This window comes from Pseudomonas sp. NPDC086112, from assembly GCF_044746425.1.
Lineage (GTDB): Bacteria > Pseudomonadota > Gammaproteobacteria > Pseudomonadales > Pseudomonadaceae > Aquipseudomonas.
Genome location: NZ_JBIVCD010000031.1, coordinates 14456 through 31201 on the forward strand (window position 1 = coordinate 14456; position 16746 = coordinate 31201).

Annotated in this window: 16 protein-coding genes; 8 read left to right on the forward strand and 8 right to left on the reverse strand. The window is 60.4% G+C overall.

Annotated features, from left to right (window positions below; genetic code table 11):
- Positions 1-126 precede the first annotated feature (126 nt).
- Positions 127-426, reverse strand: coding sequence for a BolA family transcriptional regulator (locus ACIPLA_RS19945; RefSeq protein WP_192344031.1), 300 nt, complete (start codon positions 424-426; stop codon positions 127-129).
- Between the two features lie 12 nt (positions 427-438).
- Entirely contained in the window at positions 439-960 is a 522-nt protein-coding gene (locus ACIPLA_RS19950) for a DUF2059 domain-containing protein (RefSeq protein WP_008071591.1), read from the reverse strand.
- 192 nt (positions 961-1152) lie between these two features.
- Between ACIPLA_RS19950 and ACIPLA_RS19955 the strand changes: the two genes are divergently transcribed.
- Positions 1153-2547 (forward strand): class II fumarate hydratase, encoded by a 1395-nt coding sequence (locus ACIPLA_RS19955; protein ID WP_401175315.1) that lies wholly within the window; start codon positions 1153-1155, stop codon positions 2545-2547.
- A 129-nt stretch (positions 2548-2676) separates the two neighbouring features.
- Here ACIPLA_RS19955 and ACIPLA_RS19960 read toward each other — a convergent pair whose 3' ends face one another.
- Complete coding sequence (locus ACIPLA_RS19960; RefSeq protein WP_401175318.1) at positions 2677-3639, reverse strand: DMT family transporter; 963 nt, start codon at positions 3637-3639, stop codon at positions 2677-2679.
- 201 nt (positions 3640-3840) lie between these two features.
- Between ACIPLA_RS19960 and ACIPLA_RS19965 the strand changes: the two genes are divergently transcribed.
- Positions 3841-4035, forward strand: a complete 195-nt coding sequence (locus ACIPLA_RS19965; RefSeq protein ID WP_218397630.1) for a DUF6316 family protein — start codon at positions 3841-3843, stop codon at positions 4033-4035.
- A gap of 127 nt (positions 4036-4162) precedes the next feature.
- Here the strand turns inward: ACIPLA_RS19965 and ACIPLA_RS19970 are convergent, their stop codons facing one another.
- Complete coding sequence (locus tag ACIPLA_RS19970; RefSeq protein ID WP_192344028.1) at positions 4163-5347, reverse strand: thiolase family protein; 1185 nt, start codon at positions 5345-5347, stop codon at positions 4163-4165.
- 105 nt (positions 5348-5452) lie between these two features.
- On the reverse strand, positions 5453-6976 hold the full coding sequence (gene pap / locus ACIPLA_RS19975; protein WP_401175323.1) for a polyphosphate:AMP phosphotransferase: 1524 nt from the start codon (positions 6974-6976) through the stop codon (positions 5453-5455).
- Positions 6977-7237: 261 nt separating this feature from the next.
- Between pap and mnmC the strand changes: the two genes are divergently transcribed.
- The 5 genes from mnmC (at position 7238) to ACIPLA_RS20000 (ending at position 14708) form a co-directional block, all read left to right on the forward strand.
- The gene (gene mnmC, locus ACIPLA_RS19980; RefSeq protein ID WP_401175326.1) at positions 7238-9220 is read left to right on the forward strand and encodes a bifunctional tRNA (5-methylaminomethyl-2-thiouridine)(34)-methyltransferase MnmD/FAD-dependent 5-carboxymethylaminomethyl-2-thiouridine(34) oxidoreductase MnmC; all 1983 of its coding nucleotides are present in this window, start codon (positions 7238-7240) and stop codon (positions 9218-9220) included.
- A gap of 122 nt (positions 9221-9342) precedes the next feature.
- A complete protein-coding gene (locus ACIPLA_RS19985) occupies positions 9343-11115 on the forward strand; it encodes an N-acetylglutaminylglutamine amidotransferase (protein ID WP_401175329.1) in 1773 nt (590 codons plus the stop codon).
- Positions 11116-11118: 3 nt separating this feature from the next.
- Entirely contained in the window at positions 11119-12867 is a 1749-nt protein-coding gene (gene ngg, locus ACIPLA_RS19990; RefSeq protein WP_401175332.1) for an N-acetylglutaminylglutamine synthetase, read from the forward strand.
- Between the two features lie 170 nt (positions 12868-13037).
- Positions 13038-14228, forward strand: coding sequence for an osmoprotectant NAGGN system M42 family peptidase (locus tag ACIPLA_RS19995; RefSeq protein WP_218397642.1), 1191 nt, complete (start codon positions 13038-13040; stop codon positions 14226-14228).
- Positions 14229-14480: 252 nt separating this feature from the next.
- Positions 14481-14708, forward strand: a complete 228-nt coding sequence (locus tag ACIPLA_RS20000; protein WP_003199186.1) for a YheU family protein — start codon at positions 14481-14483, stop codon at positions 14706-14708.
- Between the two features lie 5 nt (positions 14709-14713).
- Here the strand turns inward: ACIPLA_RS20000 and csrA are convergent, their stop codons facing one another.
- The 3 genes from csrA to ACIPLA_RS20015 form a co-directional block, all read right to left on the reverse strand.
- Positions 14714-14899, reverse strand: coding sequence for a carbon storage regulator CsrA (csrA, locus tag ACIPLA_RS20005; RefSeq protein WP_123494546.1), 186 nt, complete (start codon positions 14897-14899; stop codon positions 14714-14716).
- A 153-nt stretch (positions 14900-15052) separates the two neighbouring features.
- Entirely contained in the window at positions 15053-15385 is a 333-nt protein-coding gene (locus ACIPLA_RS20010) for a YnfA family protein (RefSeq protein ID WP_063341152.1), read from the reverse strand.
- A 64-nt stretch (positions 15386-15449) separates the two neighbouring features.
- Positions 15450-16265: an SDR family oxidoreductase gene (locus tag ACIPLA_RS20015; RefSeq protein WP_401175338.1), complete on the reverse strand. Its 816-nt coding sequence runs from the start codon at positions 16263-16265 to the stop codon at positions 15450-15452.
- A gap of 299 nt (positions 16266-16564) precedes the next feature.
- Here ACIPLA_RS20015 and ACIPLA_RS20020 point away from each other — a divergent pair, with 299 nt between their 5' ends.
- Complete coding sequence (locus tag ACIPLA_RS20020; protein ID WP_008012020.1) at positions 16565-16717, forward strand: DUF3309 family protein; 153 nt, start codon at positions 16565-16567, stop codon at positions 16715-16717.
- Positions 16718-16746: the final 29 nt, after the last annotated feature.

Consider the following 16746-nt stretch of genomic DNA (forward strand, 5'->3'; position numbering starts at 1 on the left):
GCCGGGTAAGCGGCGCGTTGCGGATTCTAGCAAAAATAACCGCTCCTGTAGGAGCATGGCTTGCCAGCGATAGCGATCTTGAATACGCCTTCGCGGGCAAGCCTCGCTCCTACAGGTGGCAGGACATTAATGCTTGCTGCCGCCAGCGCAGGTCGGCGAGGCCGGAGCCGCGCCGATCTGTGCCCATTCTTGCGGCGTGTAGGTATGCAGCGCCAACGCATGGAACTCGCCCATCAGTTCGCCCAACGTGCCGTACACCTTCTGGTGACGCTTGACGCGATTGAGGCCTTCAAACTGCTGGCTGACCACCACGGCCTTGAAGTGGGTCTGCAACCCACGGCTGTGCATATGGCTTTCATCCAGCACTTGCAGGTGCTCGGGCTGTAACAGCCCGAGCGTCGATTCGATGCGTTGTTGCATGGTCATCCCGAACTCCGCTTAAGGCTTTTTCTTGGCAGGAGCGGCGCCTTTAGGCTCCAGCTCGGCCGTCATGTCAGCCAGCAGTTTGTTGACCACAGGCACCGCGCTTTCCAGCTTGGCCTGGGTCATCTGTGCCGATTGCTGAGTCAGCTGCGGCATTTTTTCCAGGACTTTCTTGCCCAGTGGAGACTGGTAGAACGCAACCAGATCCTTGAGCTCGGATTCGCTGAAATTGGTGGTGTAAAGCTTGACCATGTCCGGCTTCAGCTTGTTCCAGCCAATGGCTGCGTCCAGGGCGGCGTTGGCCTTGGCTTGATAGGTTTCCAGCAGGGCTTTTTTCGATTCAGGGGCTTTGGTCTGTTCAAAGCGCTGAGCGAACATTTGCTGCACTTGCATGTACACCGGAGTGCCCAATTTGTCAGCGTGCGCCAGGGTCAGGAAAGCTTCGGCACTGGCGTTGTGGCTGGCGGTATCGGCAAAAACCTGGCCGCTGGCGCAAACCAGTGCAACCGCGGTACAGATGGCACGAAGACGAGTCATCGAGTTTCCTTTTCTAGCAGGCGAGGCAAAACCTCAAGGGCGTCCATTCTGCACCTAAAAAAGTGTGTCACTCAACCCCAAGCCTTGTCGCGCCTGATTTAGAGGGGTTGAACGGTCAAATTCCAGACTGATGGAACCACGGCCGGCGATCACGGCCTAAACTGCGCTATCAGACCGACAGGAGTGTGCATGATGAGCCGTATCGAAACCGACAGCCTGGGCCAGGTAGAAGTCCCGGATGACGCTTACTGGGGCGCTCAGACGCAACGCTCGCTGATCAACTTCGCCATCGGCAACGAGCGCATGCCGCTGGCGGTGCTGCACGCCCTGGCCCTGATCAAGAAAGCCGCGGCGCGCGTCAACGATCGCAATGGCGACCTGCCCGCCGACATCGCCCGGCTGATCGAACAGGCCGCCGACGAAGTGCTCGACGGTGACCACGACGAGCAGTTCCCGCTGGTGGTCTGGCAGACCGGCAGCGGCACCCAGAGCAACATGAACGTCAACGAAGTGATCGCCGGTCGCGCCAACGAACTGGCGGGCAACCCGCGCGGCGGCAAGACGCCGGTGCATCCCAACGATCACGTCAACCGTTCCCAGAGTTCCAACGATTGCTTCCCCACGGCCATGCACATCGCGACGGCTCAGGCGGTGCAGCAGCATTTGCTGCCGGCGATCAGCGAATTGTCGGGCGGGTTGGCGGAGTTGTCCGCACGACATATGAAACTGGTCAAGACCGGTCGTACCCATATGATGGACGCCACGCCGATTACCTTCGGCCAGGAACTCTCAGCGTTCATCGCGCAACTGGATTACGCCGAACGGGCGATCCGTAGCGCGCTGCCGGCCGTCTGTGAGCTGGCCCAGGGCGGCACTGCGGTCGGCACCGGATTGAACTCACCCCACGGTTTTGGCGAAGCGATCGCTGCTGAACTGGCCGCCCTCTCCGGCCTGCCGTTCGTTACGGCCCCCAATAAATTTGCCGCCCTGGCCGGCCACGAGCCGCTGGTCACCCTTTCCGGCGCCCTGAAGACCCTTGCCGTGACCCTGATGAAAATCGCCAACGACCTGCGCCTGCTGGGCTCCGGGCCGCGAGCAGGGTTTGCCGAAGTGAAACTGCCGGCCAATGAGCCGGGCAGTTCGATCATGCCCGGCAAGGTCAACCCGACTCAGTGCGAAGCCCTGTCGATGCTGGCCTGTCAGGTATTGGGCAATGACGTTGCCATCGGTTTTGCCGCCAGTCAGGGCCACCTGCAATTGAACGTGTTCAAACCGGTGATCATCCACAACCTGCTGCAATCGATCCGCTTGCTGGGCGATGGCTGCAGTAACTTCCAGCAGCATTGCATCGCCGGGCTGGAACCGGATGCCGAGAAAATGGCCGAGCACCTGGAACAAGGCTTGATGCTGGTGACGGCGCTGAACCCGCACATCGGCTACGACAAGTCGGCGGAGATTGCCAAGAAGGCTTACAGCGAGGGGCTGACCCTGCGTGAGGCGGCGTTGCAGCTGGGCTATCTGACCAATGAAGAGTTTGATGCGTGGGTGAGGCCGGAGGATATGTTGGAGGCTGGCAAGCAGGGGTGAATCTGAAAGTGATTCAGTGCCTGACAGTCAGTCTTCGCGAGCAAGCCCGCTCCCACAGTGACCGAGTTCTCTCAGGGGAACGCGGTCGAATGTGGGAGCGGGCTTGCTCGCGAAGAACGATAACGCGGTCTACCGTGTGACTGCCATCCGCACCCGCCGCGCCCTGAGCCCCGCCATCAACGATGGCCCCAACGCCACCAGCGCCGACCCGATCACCACCAGCACCGCCCCGCCATAACCCAGGCCGTTGATCTGCTCGGCCTGCACATACTCAGGCCATAACCACGCGGCCACAGCCACAGCAGCAAAGGTCACCAGCGGCGTGATTGCCAGCGTTGCGCTGACCCGCGAAGCCTCCCAATGGGCCAGGGCTTCAGCGAAGGCGCCATAAGCGACCAGGGTGTTCAAACAGCACGCCAGCAGCAGCCAGCCTTGCAACGGACTCAATTGCAGCGCTTCCAGCGGATGCACCCATGGCGTCAGCAACAGCGCACAGAACAGGTAAATCACCATCATCACCTGCAACGAATTCCATACCGTGAGCAACTGCTTCTGGCCCAAGGCATAGAAGGTCCAGACCGTGGACGCCAACAGCACCATCAACACGCCGGCGGTGTAATCGGTCAGGGAGGTGAGCAGTTCACTCAAGCGCTGATTGAAAAACAGCGCAAAGCCGATCAGCAGCACCAACAGGCCAATCCCCTGCCCCACGCTGAACCGTTCCTTGAACACGAACAGACTGGCGATCAGCAACATGATCGGGCCCATTTGCACCACCAGTTGCGCGGTGCCGGGGCTGAGCAGGTTCAGGCCCATCAGGTACAACACGTAGTTGCCGACCAGTCCGAGTACCGCCATCAACACCAGCCAGCCACCGCGCGGGCCGAGGACTTTGCGACTCGGCAGGCGTTTGGTCGCCGCCAGATAAATGAACAGGCAGCCGCCGGACACCAGCAAGCGAAACCAGGTCACCGTCACCGGGTCCATCACCAGCAGCACTTGCTTGAGCTTGATCGGCAGGATTCCCCACAGCAACGCGGTCAGCAAGGCCAGGCACAGACCATAAACCCAGCGACCCGATGAAATATGCATGCTGACCCCGAAGCCGATTGGCGAAAACGGTCATTCTAGGCTCAGACGGGAGCGCGACACAGGGACAGTTGCCAACGGGCCGCGAATGAAACTGTGCAGGTCGTACCATAAAATTGACGATATGCCGTCGATCAGCTCGCCAGGCGTGGCAAGTGGTTCATGCATAAGCTCATTGAAACCGTCACCCGCAGGAGATCGCCCATGTACGGCATGCGCGCCCAAGACAATGCCCCCGCCACCCACTTTCGTTGTGACCGCTTGTGTCGTGTGAATGGAGAGTTGTACTTCACCACGCGGGAACGCACGCTGGAGGGTCCGTTTGAAAACCGGGAAGCAGCGGTGCGTGAGATTCAAGCGTATATCGAGCGGATGCAGTTCTTGTGCATGAGCCGGTAAACCGCGGCGTCTGCATTCGCGAGCAAGCCCGCTCCCACATTTAACCGTATCCAACGTTGGAATTCGGTCAACAGTGGGAGCGGGCTTGCTCGCGAATGCGGTTGATCAGGCAACAAATCTTCCAGGTTTAACGCACCGCCTCAAACAACCCCGTAGCCCCCATCCCGCCCCCCACGCACATGGTGACGATGCCGTAGCGCAGGTTACGCCGCTGCAATTCACGCACGATGTGCCCGACCTGACGCGAGCCGGTCATGCCGAACGGATGGCCGATGGCAATCGAGCCGCCGTTGACGTTGTATTTGTCGTTGTCGATTTCCAACCGATTACGGCTGTACAGGCATTGCGAGGCGAACGCTTCGTTGAGTTCCCACAGATCAATGTCGGCAACCTGCAATCCCTTGGCCTTGAGCAACTTCGGCACCGAGAACACCGGGCCGATGCCCATCTCGTCTGGCTGACACCCGGCCACGGCAAAACCGCGGAAGAAGGCTTTGGGCTTGAGCCCCAGCGCCAGGGCTTTTTCCAGGCTCATCACCAGGGTCATCGAAGCGCCGTCGGACAGCTGCGACGAGTTGCCAGCGGTCACCGAGCCGTCTTCGGCAAACACCGGTTTCAACCCGGCCAGGCTTTGCAGCGTGGTATCCGGGCGGTTGCAGTCGTCGTGATCGACGATGCCGTCGAGAATCTGCACTTGACCGGTGGCCTTGTCTTCAACGCGATACTTCACCGCCATCGGCACGATTTCATCGTTGAACAACCCGGCGGCCTGCGCCAGGGCGGTACGTTGCTGGCTTTGCAGGGCGTACACATCCTGGTCCTGGCGACTGACGTCGTAACGACGCGCGACGATTTCGGCGGTCTGGCCCATGGGGAAATAGATGCCCGGTACCTGCTCCTTCAGCAGCGGGTTGATCAGGTTGTCGGTGTTGACGCTTTTCATGGTCAGGCTGATCGACTCGACGCCACCGGCGACGATGATGTCGCTGCAACCCGAAGCGATCTGATTGGCGGCAATGGCGATGGCCTGCAAGCCCGATGAACAGAAGCGGTTAAGGGTCATGCCACCGGTGCCGATGCCCAGATGCGATAGCACCGCGACGTTGCGGCCGATGTTGAAGCCCTGGGCGCCTTCGTTGGAGCCGGCGCCGACGATGCAATCCTCGACACTGGCCGGGTCGACGTCATTGCGCGTGAGCAACGCATTGACACAGTGGGCCGCCATGTCGTCCGGACGGGTCATGTTGAACTTGCCGCGAAAGGATTTGGCCAGGCCGGTCCGTACGCTGTCGACGATCACCACTTCACGCATGGCATACACCTCATTGTTGTTGTCAGTCAGGAGTTGGACCGAGCATAAGTCCACCCTATGACTGACCGCGACAATCATTCACCTCGCGTATGCGTAGCCATCGGTTCAGCGCTTGCGTTTTCGCAGCTTCTTCTCGCGTTTGTCGGACTTTTCGAAGGCCTCTTCCAGCGCCTGGTTAAGGGTGCGCAGGACCTTGACCCGCGCCCAGCGCTTGTCATTGGCTTCCACCAAGGTCCACGGTGATATCTCGGTGCTGGTGCGATCGACCATGTCGCCGACAGCGGTGCGGTAATCGTCCCACTTGTCGCGATTGCGCCAGTCGTCTTCGGTGATCTTGAAACGCTTGAAGGGGATTTCTTCACGCTCCTGGAAGCGCTCCAGTTGGGTCTGTTTGTCGATGGCCAGCCAGAACTTGACCACGATCACCCCGGCGTCGGCGATCTGCTCTTCGAAGTCGTTGATCTCACCGTAGGCGCGCAACCAATCCGCCTTGCTGCAATAGCCTTCGATGCGCTCCACCAGCACCCGGCCATACCAGGAGCGATCGAATACGGTGAATTTGCCCCGCGCCGGAATATGCCGCCAGAACCGCCAGAGATACGGTTGGGCCCGTTCTTCCTCGGTAGGCGCGGCGATCGGCACGATGTCGTACTGGCGCGGGTCGAGTGCCGCTGCCACCCGACGAATTGCCCCGCCCTTGCCTGCCGCGTCATTGCCTTCGAACAATGCAATCAACGCGTGACGACGCATGCGCTTGTCGCGCATCAACCCGGAAAACCGTGCCTGCTCGGTAATCAGTTGTTCTTCGTAATCGTCCTTGTCCAGACTCAGGGTCATGTCCAGGCTATCGAGCAAATTCACCTGATCGACGCTGGGGGACAAGGGCGCGGCACTGACTTTGTCCGGGTGAATCCTGGGTCGTTTCAGCGCGTTTTGCAGGCCATCGAGCAAGATCTTGCCAACCGCCAGGCTCCGGTAATGCGCGTCCACGCCGGCGATCACATGCCACGGCGCATAGTCGCGACTGGTGCGGCGCAATACCCGTTCGCCGTACTTGACGAATTTGTCGTAGGTCGCGGATTGCTGCCAGTCCAGCGGGCTGATTCGCCAGCTATGCAGCGGGTCATCGGCCAACGCCTTGAGCCGCGCTTTCATTTGTTTTTTGGAGAGGTGAAACCAGAACTTGAAGATCAGCGCGCCTTCGTCGCAGAGCATTTTCTCCAACCGCTCGGCCCCGTTGATGCTTTGATCGAGTCGCGGATCCTTGAACAAACCATGAACCCGTCCCTGTAGCATCTGGCTGTACCAGTTGCCGAAGAAAATCCCCATGCGTCCCTTGGCCGGGAACATCCGCCAGTAGCGCCAGGCGGGTGGGCGCGCCAGTTCTTCGTCGGTCTGCTGGTCGAACGTGCGGACCTCGATCGAGCGCGGGTCCATCCACTCGTTGAGCAACTTGACCGTCTCGCCCTTGCCGGCCCCTTCAATGCCGTTGATCAAAATGATCACTGGAAAACGGTGTTGTTGCCGAAGTTCGAACTGCGCTTCGAGCAAAGCTTCACGCAGGGCCGGCACTTCGGCGTCATAGGTTTCTTTGTCGATGGTATGACCGATTTCGGCAGATTCGAACATGGAGCAGCTCCTTCCAGGATTGAGCAAGACTAGCGGATTGGGCAGGTAGTCATCAGAGAAATTCCCTGGGGAGCTTTTTGTGGCGAGGGGGGGGCCGCACAACCTGTAGGAGCGAGGCTTGCCCGCGAAGAATTCACCGCGGTTTTTCAGGTATTACGCGTCATCGTTCTTTGCGGGCAAGCCTCGCTCCTACAGGATTTTGGATCAAGCACTGCGGCAGCGATCGGCTAGAATGGCCACCTTGTCGTTGCCGAGCCTGCCATGAAACCTGTATTGCCCCACGCCCAGCTCGACTGGGACGACCAAGGTCGCCCGCGTTCGCAGGTGTTCGATGATGTGTATTTTTCCGACCAGTCGGGCCTTGAAGAAACCCGCTACGTGTTTCTGCAGCAAAACGATTTGCACGAGCGTTTCGCCGCATTGCCGGCAAGCGGTCGATTGGTGATTGGCGAAACCGGGTTCGGGACCGGGCTGAATTTTCTCTGTGCCTGGCAGTTGTTCGAACAGCACGCGGTGGCCGGTGCGCGACTGCATTTTGTCAGCGTCGAAAAGTACCCGCTGAGCGCTCCCGATCTGCAACGGGCCCTGGCGCTATGGCCGGAACTCAAGCCGTTTGCCGATCAATTGCTGGCGCAATACGTCGCGATCCATCAGGGCTTTCAGCGTCTGGTGCTGGACAACGGCCGCGTCACCCTGACCTTGCTGATCGGCGATGCACCTGAGCAGTTGCCGCAACTGGATGCGCAAATCGACGCCTGGTTTCTCGACGGTTTCGCCCCGGCGAAAAACCCCGACATGTGGACCGCCGAATTGTTTGCCGAACTGGCGCGCCTGGCGGCACCCGGCTCGACCATCAGCACCTTTACCAGCACCGGCTGGGTACGCCGTTTGCTGAATGCGGCGGGTTTCAAGATGAAGCGCACGCCGGGCATCGGCCATAAATGGGAAATTCTGCGGGGCACGTTCCTCGGTTGGCCCGAAGAGACCGCTAAACCGACCTCGGCAAAACCATGGTTCGCTCGCCCGCAGCCACTGACCGGCGAACGCCGCGCCCTGGTGATCGGTGCCGGGCTGGCCGGTTGCGCCAGTGCCGCCAGCCTGGCCGCGCGGGGTTGGCAAGTGAGCCTGCTGGACCGCCACGAAGCACTGGCGCAGGAAGCCTCGGGCAATCCTCAGGGCGTGCTGTACCTCAAGCTTTCGGCTCACGGCACGGCATTGTCGCAATTGATCGTCAGCGGTTTTGGTTACACCCGACGTTTGCTGGAACAACTGCAGCGTGGCGTCGACTGGGACGATTGCGGGGTCTTGCAACTGGCCTTCAATGCCAAGGAAGCCGAGCGTCAGGCGCAATTGGCAACGGCCTTTTCACCGAGCCTGGTGCACCTGCTCGATCAACCCCAGGCCCAGGCCCGGGCCGGCATCGAATTGGCCCACGGCGGCTTGTTCTACCCTGAAGGCGGTTGGGTTCATCCACCCGCGTTGTGCCAGTGGCAGGCGTCCTCAACGAACATCCAGTGGCTGCCCCATCGCGACGTGCTGGAACTGCGCAAGGTCGATGATCAGTGGCAGGCCTGGGACGGCGATGCATTGCTGGCCAGTGCGCCGGTGGTGATTCTGGCCGGCGCCGCCGAGATCAAGCGTTTTCCACACAGCGCCGACCTGCCCCTCAAACGCATTCGCGGCCAGATCACCCGACTGGCACAAACCCCTGAAAGCCAGCGCCTGGCGACCGTCGTCTGCGCCGAAGGCTATGTAGCGCCCGCACGCCTGGGCGAACACACACTTGGCGCCAGCTTCGATTTCAAAAGCGATGAGCTGACCCCGACCGTCGCCGAACACCTCGGCAATCTGGCATTGCTCGAGGAAATCTCCACTGACCTGGTCGCCCGTCTGCATGTTCCAGACCTGGACCCGCAGCGACTGGAAGGACGCGCGGCATTCCGCTGTACCAGCCCCGACTATCTGCCGATCGTCGGACCGTTGGCCAACCAGGCCGCCTTCGCCGAGGCCTATGCCGCACTGAGCAAAGATGCCCGGCAAGTGCCCGATGTTCTCTGCCCATGGCTCGAGGGGTTTTACGTCAACAGCGGTCACGGCTCTCGCGGTTTGATCACCGCGCCGTTGTCTGGCGAGCTGTTGGCGGCATGGCTTGAAAACGAGCCGTTGCCGCTGCCTAGAACAGTCGCCGAAGCCTGCCATCCCAACCGTTTTGCCTTGCGCCAATTGATCCGCGGAAAAGCCTGACCCACAGCCTTATAACTTATCGGTCTAAAACTCCAGGGATTCACGTGGGTCAGTTTCTGAGTACCCGCCGTTTTTGGCGGGTATCGATTGACCCTCCCCAACGGAAAAACCGGTAAGGACTTATGTGCGGATTAGCTGGAGAATTACGTTTCGACCATCAACCTGCGGACCTCGCAGCCATCGAACGAATCACCCATCACCTGGCCCCTCGCGGCCCTGATGCGTGGGGCTTCCACAGCCAGGGGCCGATTGCCCTCGGCCATCGGCGCCTGAAAATCATGGACCTGTCGGACGGCTCGGCACAGCCGATGATCGACAACCAACTGGGCCTGACCCTGGCCTTCAACGGCGCGATCTACAACTTCCCGGAACTGCGCACTGAGCTTGAAAGCCTCGGTTACGCCTTCTATTCCGGCGGCGACACCGAAGTGCTGCTCAAGGGGTATCACGCCTGGGGCGAAGCCCTGTTGCCCAAACTCAATGGCATGTTCGCCTTCGCCATTTGGGAGCGCGACGCCAAGCGTCTGTTCATTGCCCGCGACCGTCTCGGCGTGAAGCCGTTGTACCTCTCGCGCACCGGCCAACGCCTGCGCTTTGCCTCGGCCCTGCCGGCCTTGCTCAAGGGCGGCGACATCAACCCGATTCTCGATCCGGTGGCGCTCAATCATTATCTGAACTTTCATGCGGTGGTTCCGGCTCCGCGCACCTTGCTGGCGGGCATCGAGAAACTGCCCCCGGCGAGCTGGATGCGCATCGACGCAGACGGCACCACCGAGCAGAAAACCTGGTGGACCCTGCCCTACGGCCCAAATGCCGACGAACTGAACCTGACCCTCGAAGACTGGCGCGATCGCGTGCTCGACAGCACCCGTGATGCGGTGGCGATTCGTCAACGGGCGGCGGTGGACGTTGGCGTGTTGCTTTCCGGCGGCGTCGATTCGAGTCTATTGGTGGGCCTGTTGCGTGAAGTCGGGGTCGAAGACTTGTCGACCTTTTCCATCGGTTTCCAGGATGCCGGCGGCGAGCGTGGTGACGAGTTCCAGTATTCGGACCTGATCGCCAAGCACTACGGCACACACCATCACCAACTGCGCATCGACGAAAAAGAGATCATCGAGCAACTGCCCGCGGCGTTCCGCGCCATGAGCGAGCCGATGGTCAGCCATGACTGCATCGCGTTCTATTTGCTGTCTCGCGAAGTGGCCAAGCACTGCAAGGTGGTGCAAAGCGGCCAGGGCGCGGACGAGTTGTTCGCCGGGTATCACTGGTATCCGCAGGTGGACGGTGCGAGCGATCCGTACGCGGCGTATCGCGATGCGTTTTTTGACCGCAGCTACGCCGACTACGCCGCCACGGTGCAGCCGAAATGGCTGACGGCCAACGACGCGGCCGGCGACTTCGTGAAGGAACATTTCGCACAGCCCGGTGCCGACGCAGCCGTGGACAAAGCCCTGCGCCTGGACAGCACCGTGATGCTGGTGGATGACCCGGTCAAACGCGTCGACAACATGACCATGGCCTGGGGTCTGGAAGCGCGTACGCCGTTTCTCGACTATCGCCTGGTGGAATTGTCGGCGCGGGTGCCGGGCAAATTCAAGCTGCCGGATGGCGGTAAGCAAGTCTTGAAAGAAGCGGCGCGGCTGGTCATTCCGAGTGAAGTGATCGACCGCAAAAAAGGTTACTTCCCGGTCCCCGGCCTCAAGCATTTGCAGGGCGACACGCTGAACTGGGTGCGTGAACTGCTGCTCGATCCGAGTCAGGATCGTGGCCTGTTCAACCCCGCCATGCTCGACCGCCTGCTGACCGATCCACAAGGTCAACTGACCCCGTTGCGCGGCTCCAAGCTGTGGCAATTGGCAGCCCTGAACCTGTGGCTCAGTGAACAAGGAATCTGATCGATGAAACCTCACGCCACGGCTTATAGCCAACGCTTGTTGCGCGGTCAGACGCCCTCTTACGAACGCTTGCAGGCGCGCCTGGCCGAAGACGGCAGTGAATTGGGCGCCGCGCCAATTGCGGTGCATTGCGGTTGGGGCCGGTTGCTGATCGGCCATACATTTCCCGATGCGGCGAGCCTTGCCCAAGAGTTGCTCAATGAGCAGCCTGGTGAGCGGGACATTGCCTTGTACGTTGCCGCGCCCCAGCAAGTGCTGGGGCTGGAGCCGGCGCAGTTGTTTCTCGACCCGTCCGACACCTTGCGCCTGTGGTTCAGCGATTACCGCCAGGCCACCCGGGTGTTTCGCGGTTTTCGCATCCGTCGGGCGCAAAGCGAGGCGGACTGGCAGGCTGTCAATCAGCTGTATCAGGCACGCGGCATGCTGCCCATTGATGCGAATTTGCTGACGCCTCATCCCCAGGGCGGCCCGGTTTACTGGCTGGCCGAAGATGAGGACAGCGGCACCATCATCGGCAGCGTCATGGGCCTGAATCATCACAAGGCGTTCAACGATCCGGAAAACGGCAGCAGCCTGTGGTGCCTGGCGGTCGATCCGCAATGTTCCCGTCCAGGCGTCGGTGAAGTGTTGGTGCGGCACTTGATCGAACACTTCATGAGCCGTGGCCTGAGTTACCTGGACCTGTCGGTGCTGCACAACAACCGTCAGGCGAAAAGTCTTTACGCCAAGCTCGGTTTTCGCAATTTGTCGACCTTCGCCATCAAGCGCAAAAACGGCATCAACCAGCCGTTGTTTCTCGGCCCAGGCCCCGAAGCCGAGTTCAATCCGTATGCACGGATCATCGTTGAAGAGGCTCATCGGCGCGGCATTGAGGTGCAGGTGGATGACGCGCAAGCGGGTCTGTTTACCTTGATTCACGGCAGTCGTCGGGTGCGTTGCCGCGAATCCCTGAGCGATCTGACCAGCGCCATCAGCATGACGTTGTGCCAGGACAAAAGCCTGACCCACAAGGTGCTGAAAAACGCCGGTCTTAAACTGCCCGCCCAACAACTGGCGGGGAGCGCGGACGACAACCTGGCGTTTCTCGACGAGCATCAACGGGTGGTGGTCAAACCGCTGGACGGTGAGCAAGGCCAAGGGGTGGCGGTCGATTTACGGACCATCGAAGAGGTCCAGCAAGCCATCGAAAACGCCCGCACCTTCGACAGTCGAGTGCTGCTGGAAAGCTTCCATGAAGGCCTCGACTTGCGGATTCTGGTGATCGGTTTCGAAGTGGTCGCCGCCGCCATTCGCCGGCCGGCGGAAGTGGTGGGCGATGGTCAGCATTCCATCGGTGCGCTGATCGAGGCCCAGAGCCGTCGCCGTCAGGCGGCAACCAGCGGTGAAAGCAAAATCCCGCTGGACCATGAGACCCAGCGCACCTTGCAGGGTGCAGGTTATGACTACAGCAGCATTCTGCCGGCCGGCGAGCATCTGTTCGTGCGGCGCACGGCGAATCTTCATACCGGCGGAATTCTCGAAGACGTCACGGCGATTCTGCATCCGACCTTGGTGGATGCGGCAGTGCGGGCGGCGCGGGCGCTGGATATCCCGATGGTCGGGCTCGACCTGATGGTGCCGGCCGCCGACCAGCCGGAGTATGTGTTTATCGAAGCCAATGAACGCGCCGGGCTGGCCAACCATGAACCGCAACCGACGGCCGAGCGGTTTGTGGATTTGTTGTTTCCGCATAGTCAGCCGGCGGTCCCTTAGTTATGGAGTGCCCGGACCGACGCCTTCGCGAGCAAGCCCGCTCCCACATTTGACCGCGTCCCCCTGTGGGAGCGGGCTTGCTCGCGAAAGCGGCCTCACAGGCGCTGAACATCTAACCAGACCTCCCCCTCATCGAAACCATCGATGCTCTCAACCCATCAGGAGTTTCCATGACCCGCAAAATTCCCGAACCGGATCTCAATTACCTGCAAAAAGTCCTGCTGGAAATGCTCGCCATTCCCAGCCCCACCGGGTTCACCGACACCATCGTGCGTTACGTTGCCGAACGTCTCGAAGAGTTGGGCATTCCCTTTGAGATGACCCGTCGCGGCACCATCCGCGCCACCCTCAAGGGCAAGCAGAACAGCCCGGACCGCGCCGTCTCCGCCCACCTGGACACCATTGGCGCGGCGGTTCGCGCGATCAAGGACAACGGTCGCCTGACCCTGGCGCCGGTCGGTTGCTGGTCCAGCCGTTTTGCCGAAGGCAGCCGCGTCAGTCTGTTCACCGACAACGGCGTGATCCGCGGCAGCGTGTTGCCGTTGATGGCTTCCGGACACGCGTTCAATACCGCCGTGGATGAAATGCCGATCAGCTGGGATCACATCGAATTGCGCCTGGACGCCTACTGCGCCACCCGCGCCGATTGCGATTCGCTGGGGATCAGCGTCGGCGATTTCGTCGCCTTCGACCCGTTGCCGGAGTTCACCGAAAGCGGCCACATCAGCGCCCGTCACCTCGACGACAAGGCCGGCGTTGCCGCACTGCTGGCGGCGCTGAAAGCCATTGTCGACAGTGGCGAAGAACTGATGATCGACTGCCATCCACTGTTCACCATCACCGAAGAAACCGGCAGCGGTGCAGCGGCGGCCCTGCCTTGGGACGTCAGCGAATTCGTCGGCATCGACATCGCGCCGGTCGCGCCCGGCCAGCACTCCAGCGAACACGCGGTGAGCGTGGCGATGCAGGATTCCGGCGGGCCTTATGACTATCACTTGTCGCGCCACCTGCTGCGCCTGGCCAGCGACAACGAACTGCCGGCGCGCCGCGACCTGTTCCGCTATTACTTCAGCGATGCTCACTCCGCCGTCACTGCCGGCCACGACATTCGCACCGCCCTGCTCGCCTTCGGCTGCGATGCCACCCACGGTTACGAGCGCACCCACATCGACAGCCTCGCCGCCCTCAGCCGCCTACTCGGCGCCTACATCCTCAGCCCGCCGGTGTTCGCCAGCGATGCACAACCGGCCAAGGGCTCCCTGGACCGGTTCAGTCATCAGATCGAACACGAGACGCAGATGGAAAGTGACACGCGGGTGCCGTCGGTGGATAGCTTGATTGGGCAGCGTTCGGAGAGCTGACTCATTCCTTGAGGTATTGGGTGTCTGGTCTATCGCCTTCGCGGGCAAGCCTCGCTCCTACGGATCTATGTCACGCGCAATATCCCGCACGACACCGACGGATCTGTGTCATGCGCAATATCCCGCACGACGCATACCTGTAGGAGCGAGGCTTGCCCGCGAAGGCGGTAGATCAGGCGCCACATGAGCCCCAGGCTAGCCGCAACCCTTCATTCGCCGTAGCATCGCGCCATTGTTTAGCCGAGGTGCCTTATGCTGATCCCCCACGACCAACTTGAAGTCGACACGCTGACCCGCCTGATCGAGGATTTCGTGACCCGCGACGGCACGGACAATGGCGATGACACACCGCTGGAAACCCGCGTGTTGCGTGTTCGTCAGGCATTGACCAAGGGCCAGGCGCTGATCGTCTTCGATCCGGAAAGCGAGCAATGCCAGTTGATGCTCAAGCACGACGTGCCCAAGCACCTGTTCGACTGAGGCCCTTAACGGGCTTTGGCTTTGGCCTGCTGGATCTGGATGCGCTCATAGACTTCGGCGCGATGTACGTTGACCTGCTGCGGCGCTTCAACACCGAAGCGCACGCTGCTTCCGTTGACGGCGAGAACCCGCACGGAAATGTTGTCACCAATGGAAATCAACTCGCCCACAACGCGACTGAGTACAAGCATGGCATTCATCCTTCAGGGTTACCGGCCCTTGAAGATGCCCGGCGCGTAGCGGGTCTTCAATGCAACGGCAGCAAAACAGTCTTGCCCTACAGCCCAGGAGGCTTCGCCCTGACGGACGTGTCCGACAAACCGGTTGAATGAAGGACCGATCCTTCAGGAAGCGGAAAAGCGCGGGCCAAACAGGATGACGCTCGCCCCGATCACACACAGCGCCACGCCAATCCAGTCCGAGCCCAGCGGACGAATCCGCTCGACCACCGCCAGCCAGCCGATCGACGCAATGATGTAGATGCCACCGTAGGCGGCATAGGCGCGGCCGGCGTAGCTCGCTTCGACCCGGGTCAGCAGTACCGCGAACAGGATCAGGCTGAGCAACGCCGGGATGATCCACCAAGCGCTCTTACCTTGGCGCAACCACATCCAGAAGGCGAAGCAGCCGGCGATTTCAAACAGCGCGGCGAGGAAAAACCACAGGTAATTGAGCATGCAGATGTCTCGTGAGGATGACCGGTTGCGGCCACCCTAACGACGGTCTTGCGCACGGGCAAGTTCAGCTTGCGGATTGTTTGGCCTTGGCGCGCATTTTGTCGGCCATCACGGTCATTTCGTTGTAGAGCAACTGCGGATCTTTTTGCTTGATCGCCCAGGCCACACGGCCCTGTTCGTGAGGCAGAATCAGGAATTCGCCGGCAGCGACCTGCTGATAGATGTAATCGGCAATGTCGGCAGCGGTGATCGGCGAGCTTTCCAGCAACTTGCCGACCTGGGCTTTCATGGCCGGAGTCGGGCCGCGGAAAGAGTCCAGCAAGTTGGTCTGGAAGAACGAGGGGCAGACCACATGCACGCTGACTTCCTCGTGGGCCAGTTCGATCAACAGACTTTCGGACAAAGCCACCACACCCGCCTTGGCCACGTTGTAGTTGCTCATGGCCGGACCTTGCATCAGTGCGGCCATCGAGGCGATGTTGATGATCTTGCCTTTGCTTTTCTCCAGCAGCGGCAGGAAGGCCTTGCAGCCCTTGACCACACCCATCAGGTTGATCGCGATCTGCCAGTCCCAGTCTTCCAGCGACAATTCACTGAAGAACCCGCCCGAGGCCACGCCGGCGTTGTTAACGATGACGTCGATGCCGCCGAACTTCTCTTCACAGGCTTGGGCGAACGCCGTCAGTTGGCTGTAGTCACGCACATCACAACGCTGAATAAAACCATCACCGCCGGCTTCGCGAACCAGCTTCAGGGTTTCTTGCAGGCCGGGTTCACTGACATCCGACAAGGCCAGCTGCCAGCCTTCACGCGCCCAGCGCAGCGCGATTTCGCGACCCAGGCCTGAGCCCGCGCCAGTGATCATCATGCGATTTTGCATAGCAAACAGCCTTGTTGTTCCGGGGAAGATGCACCGAGTGTAGCGAAGGATAATGCGCGACCCACGCTCCATCAGATTGCTGAATGGCCAGCAATGAACCACGGCGCGGTCCGGTTGTTTCAACGTTGAGACGCAGTAAAAGAAATAAACGTACTTGCCAAATACATTAAAAAAACCTGGAATTTTTCTTCATATCCATGAGTCGGATTTTGTAAGCAGCTAGGATTAATACAAGTCCAGCTGATGGCTAAAAGCTAAAACGCTAGGTCAACCACAACGCTTCCAACAAGGAAACAGACATGGGCACAATTCTTATCGTTATTCTTATCCTGTTGTTGATAGGTGGCTTGCCGGTCTTCCCACACTCCAGAAGTTGGGGTTACGGCCCGTCAGGTATCATCGGCGTGGTGTTGGTGGTGCTATTGATCCTGCTGCTGCTTGGCAAGATATAAAGGTTTTGCCGGCAAAAAAAGAGGCCCTG

Bases quoted from the DNA above. Each gene is read 5' to 3' on its own strand.
- ACIPLA_RS19945 (WP_192344031.1), bottom strand. From the start codon at position 426: ATGACCATGCAACAACGCATCGAATCGACGCTCGGGCTGTTACAGCCC.
- ACIPLA_RS19950 (WP_008071591.1), bottom strand. From the start codon at position 960: ATGACTCGTCTTCGTGCCATCTGTACCGCGGTTGCACTGGTTTGCGCC.
- ACIPLA_RS19955 (WP_401175315.1), top strand. From the start codon at position 1,153: ATGAGCCGTATCGAAACCGACAGCCTGGGCCAGGTAGAAGTCCCGGAT.
- ACIPLA_RS19960 (WP_401175318.1), bottom strand. From the start codon at position 3,639: ATGCATATTTCATCGGGTCGCTGGGTTTATGGTCTGTGCCTGGCCTTG.
- ACIPLA_RS19965 (WP_218397630.1), top strand. From the start codon at position 3,841: ATGTACGGCATGCGCGCCCAAGACAATGCCCCCGCCACCCACTTTCGT.
- ACIPLA_RS19970 (WP_192344028.1), bottom strand. From the start codon at position 5,347: ATGCGTGAAGTGGTGATCGTCGACAGCGTACGGACCGGCCTGGCCAAA.
- pap (WP_401175323.1), bottom strand. From the start codon at position 6,976: ATGTTCGAATCTGCCGAAATCGGTCATACCATCGACAAAGAAACCTAT.
- mnmC (WP_401175326.1), top strand. From the start codon at position 7,238: ATGAAACCTGTATTGCCCCACGCCCAGCTCGACTGGGACGACCAAGGT.
- ACIPLA_RS19985 (WP_401175329.1), top strand. From the start codon at position 9,343: ATGTGCGGATTAGCTGGAGAATTACGTTTCGACCATCAACCTGCGGAC.
- ngg (WP_401175332.1), top strand. From the start codon at position 11,119: ATGAAACCTCACGCCACGGCTTATAGCCAACGCTTGTTGCGCGGTCAG.
- ACIPLA_RS19995 (WP_218397642.1), top strand. From the start codon at position 13,038: ATGACCCGCAAAATTCCCGAACCGGATCTCAATTACCTGCAAAAAGTC.
- ACIPLA_RS20000 (WP_003199186.1), top strand. From the start codon at position 14,481: ATGCTGATCCCCCACGACCAACTTGAAGTCGACACGCTGACCCGCCTG.
- csrA (WP_123494546.1), bottom strand. From the start codon at position 14,899: ATGCTTGTACTCAGTCGCGTTGTGGGCGAGTTGATTTCCATTGGTGAC.
- ACIPLA_RS20010 (WP_063341152.1), bottom strand. From the start codon at position 15,385: ATGCTCAATTACCTGTGGTTTTTCCTCGCCGCGCTGTTTGAAATCGCC.
- ACIPLA_RS20015 (WP_401175338.1), bottom strand. From the start codon at position 16,265: ATGCAAAATCGCATGATGATCACTGGCGCGGGCTCAGGCCTGGGTCGC.
- ACIPLA_RS20020 (WP_008012020.1), top strand. From the start codon at position 16,565: ATGGGCACAATTCTTATCGTTATTCTTATCCTGTTGTTGATAGGTGGC.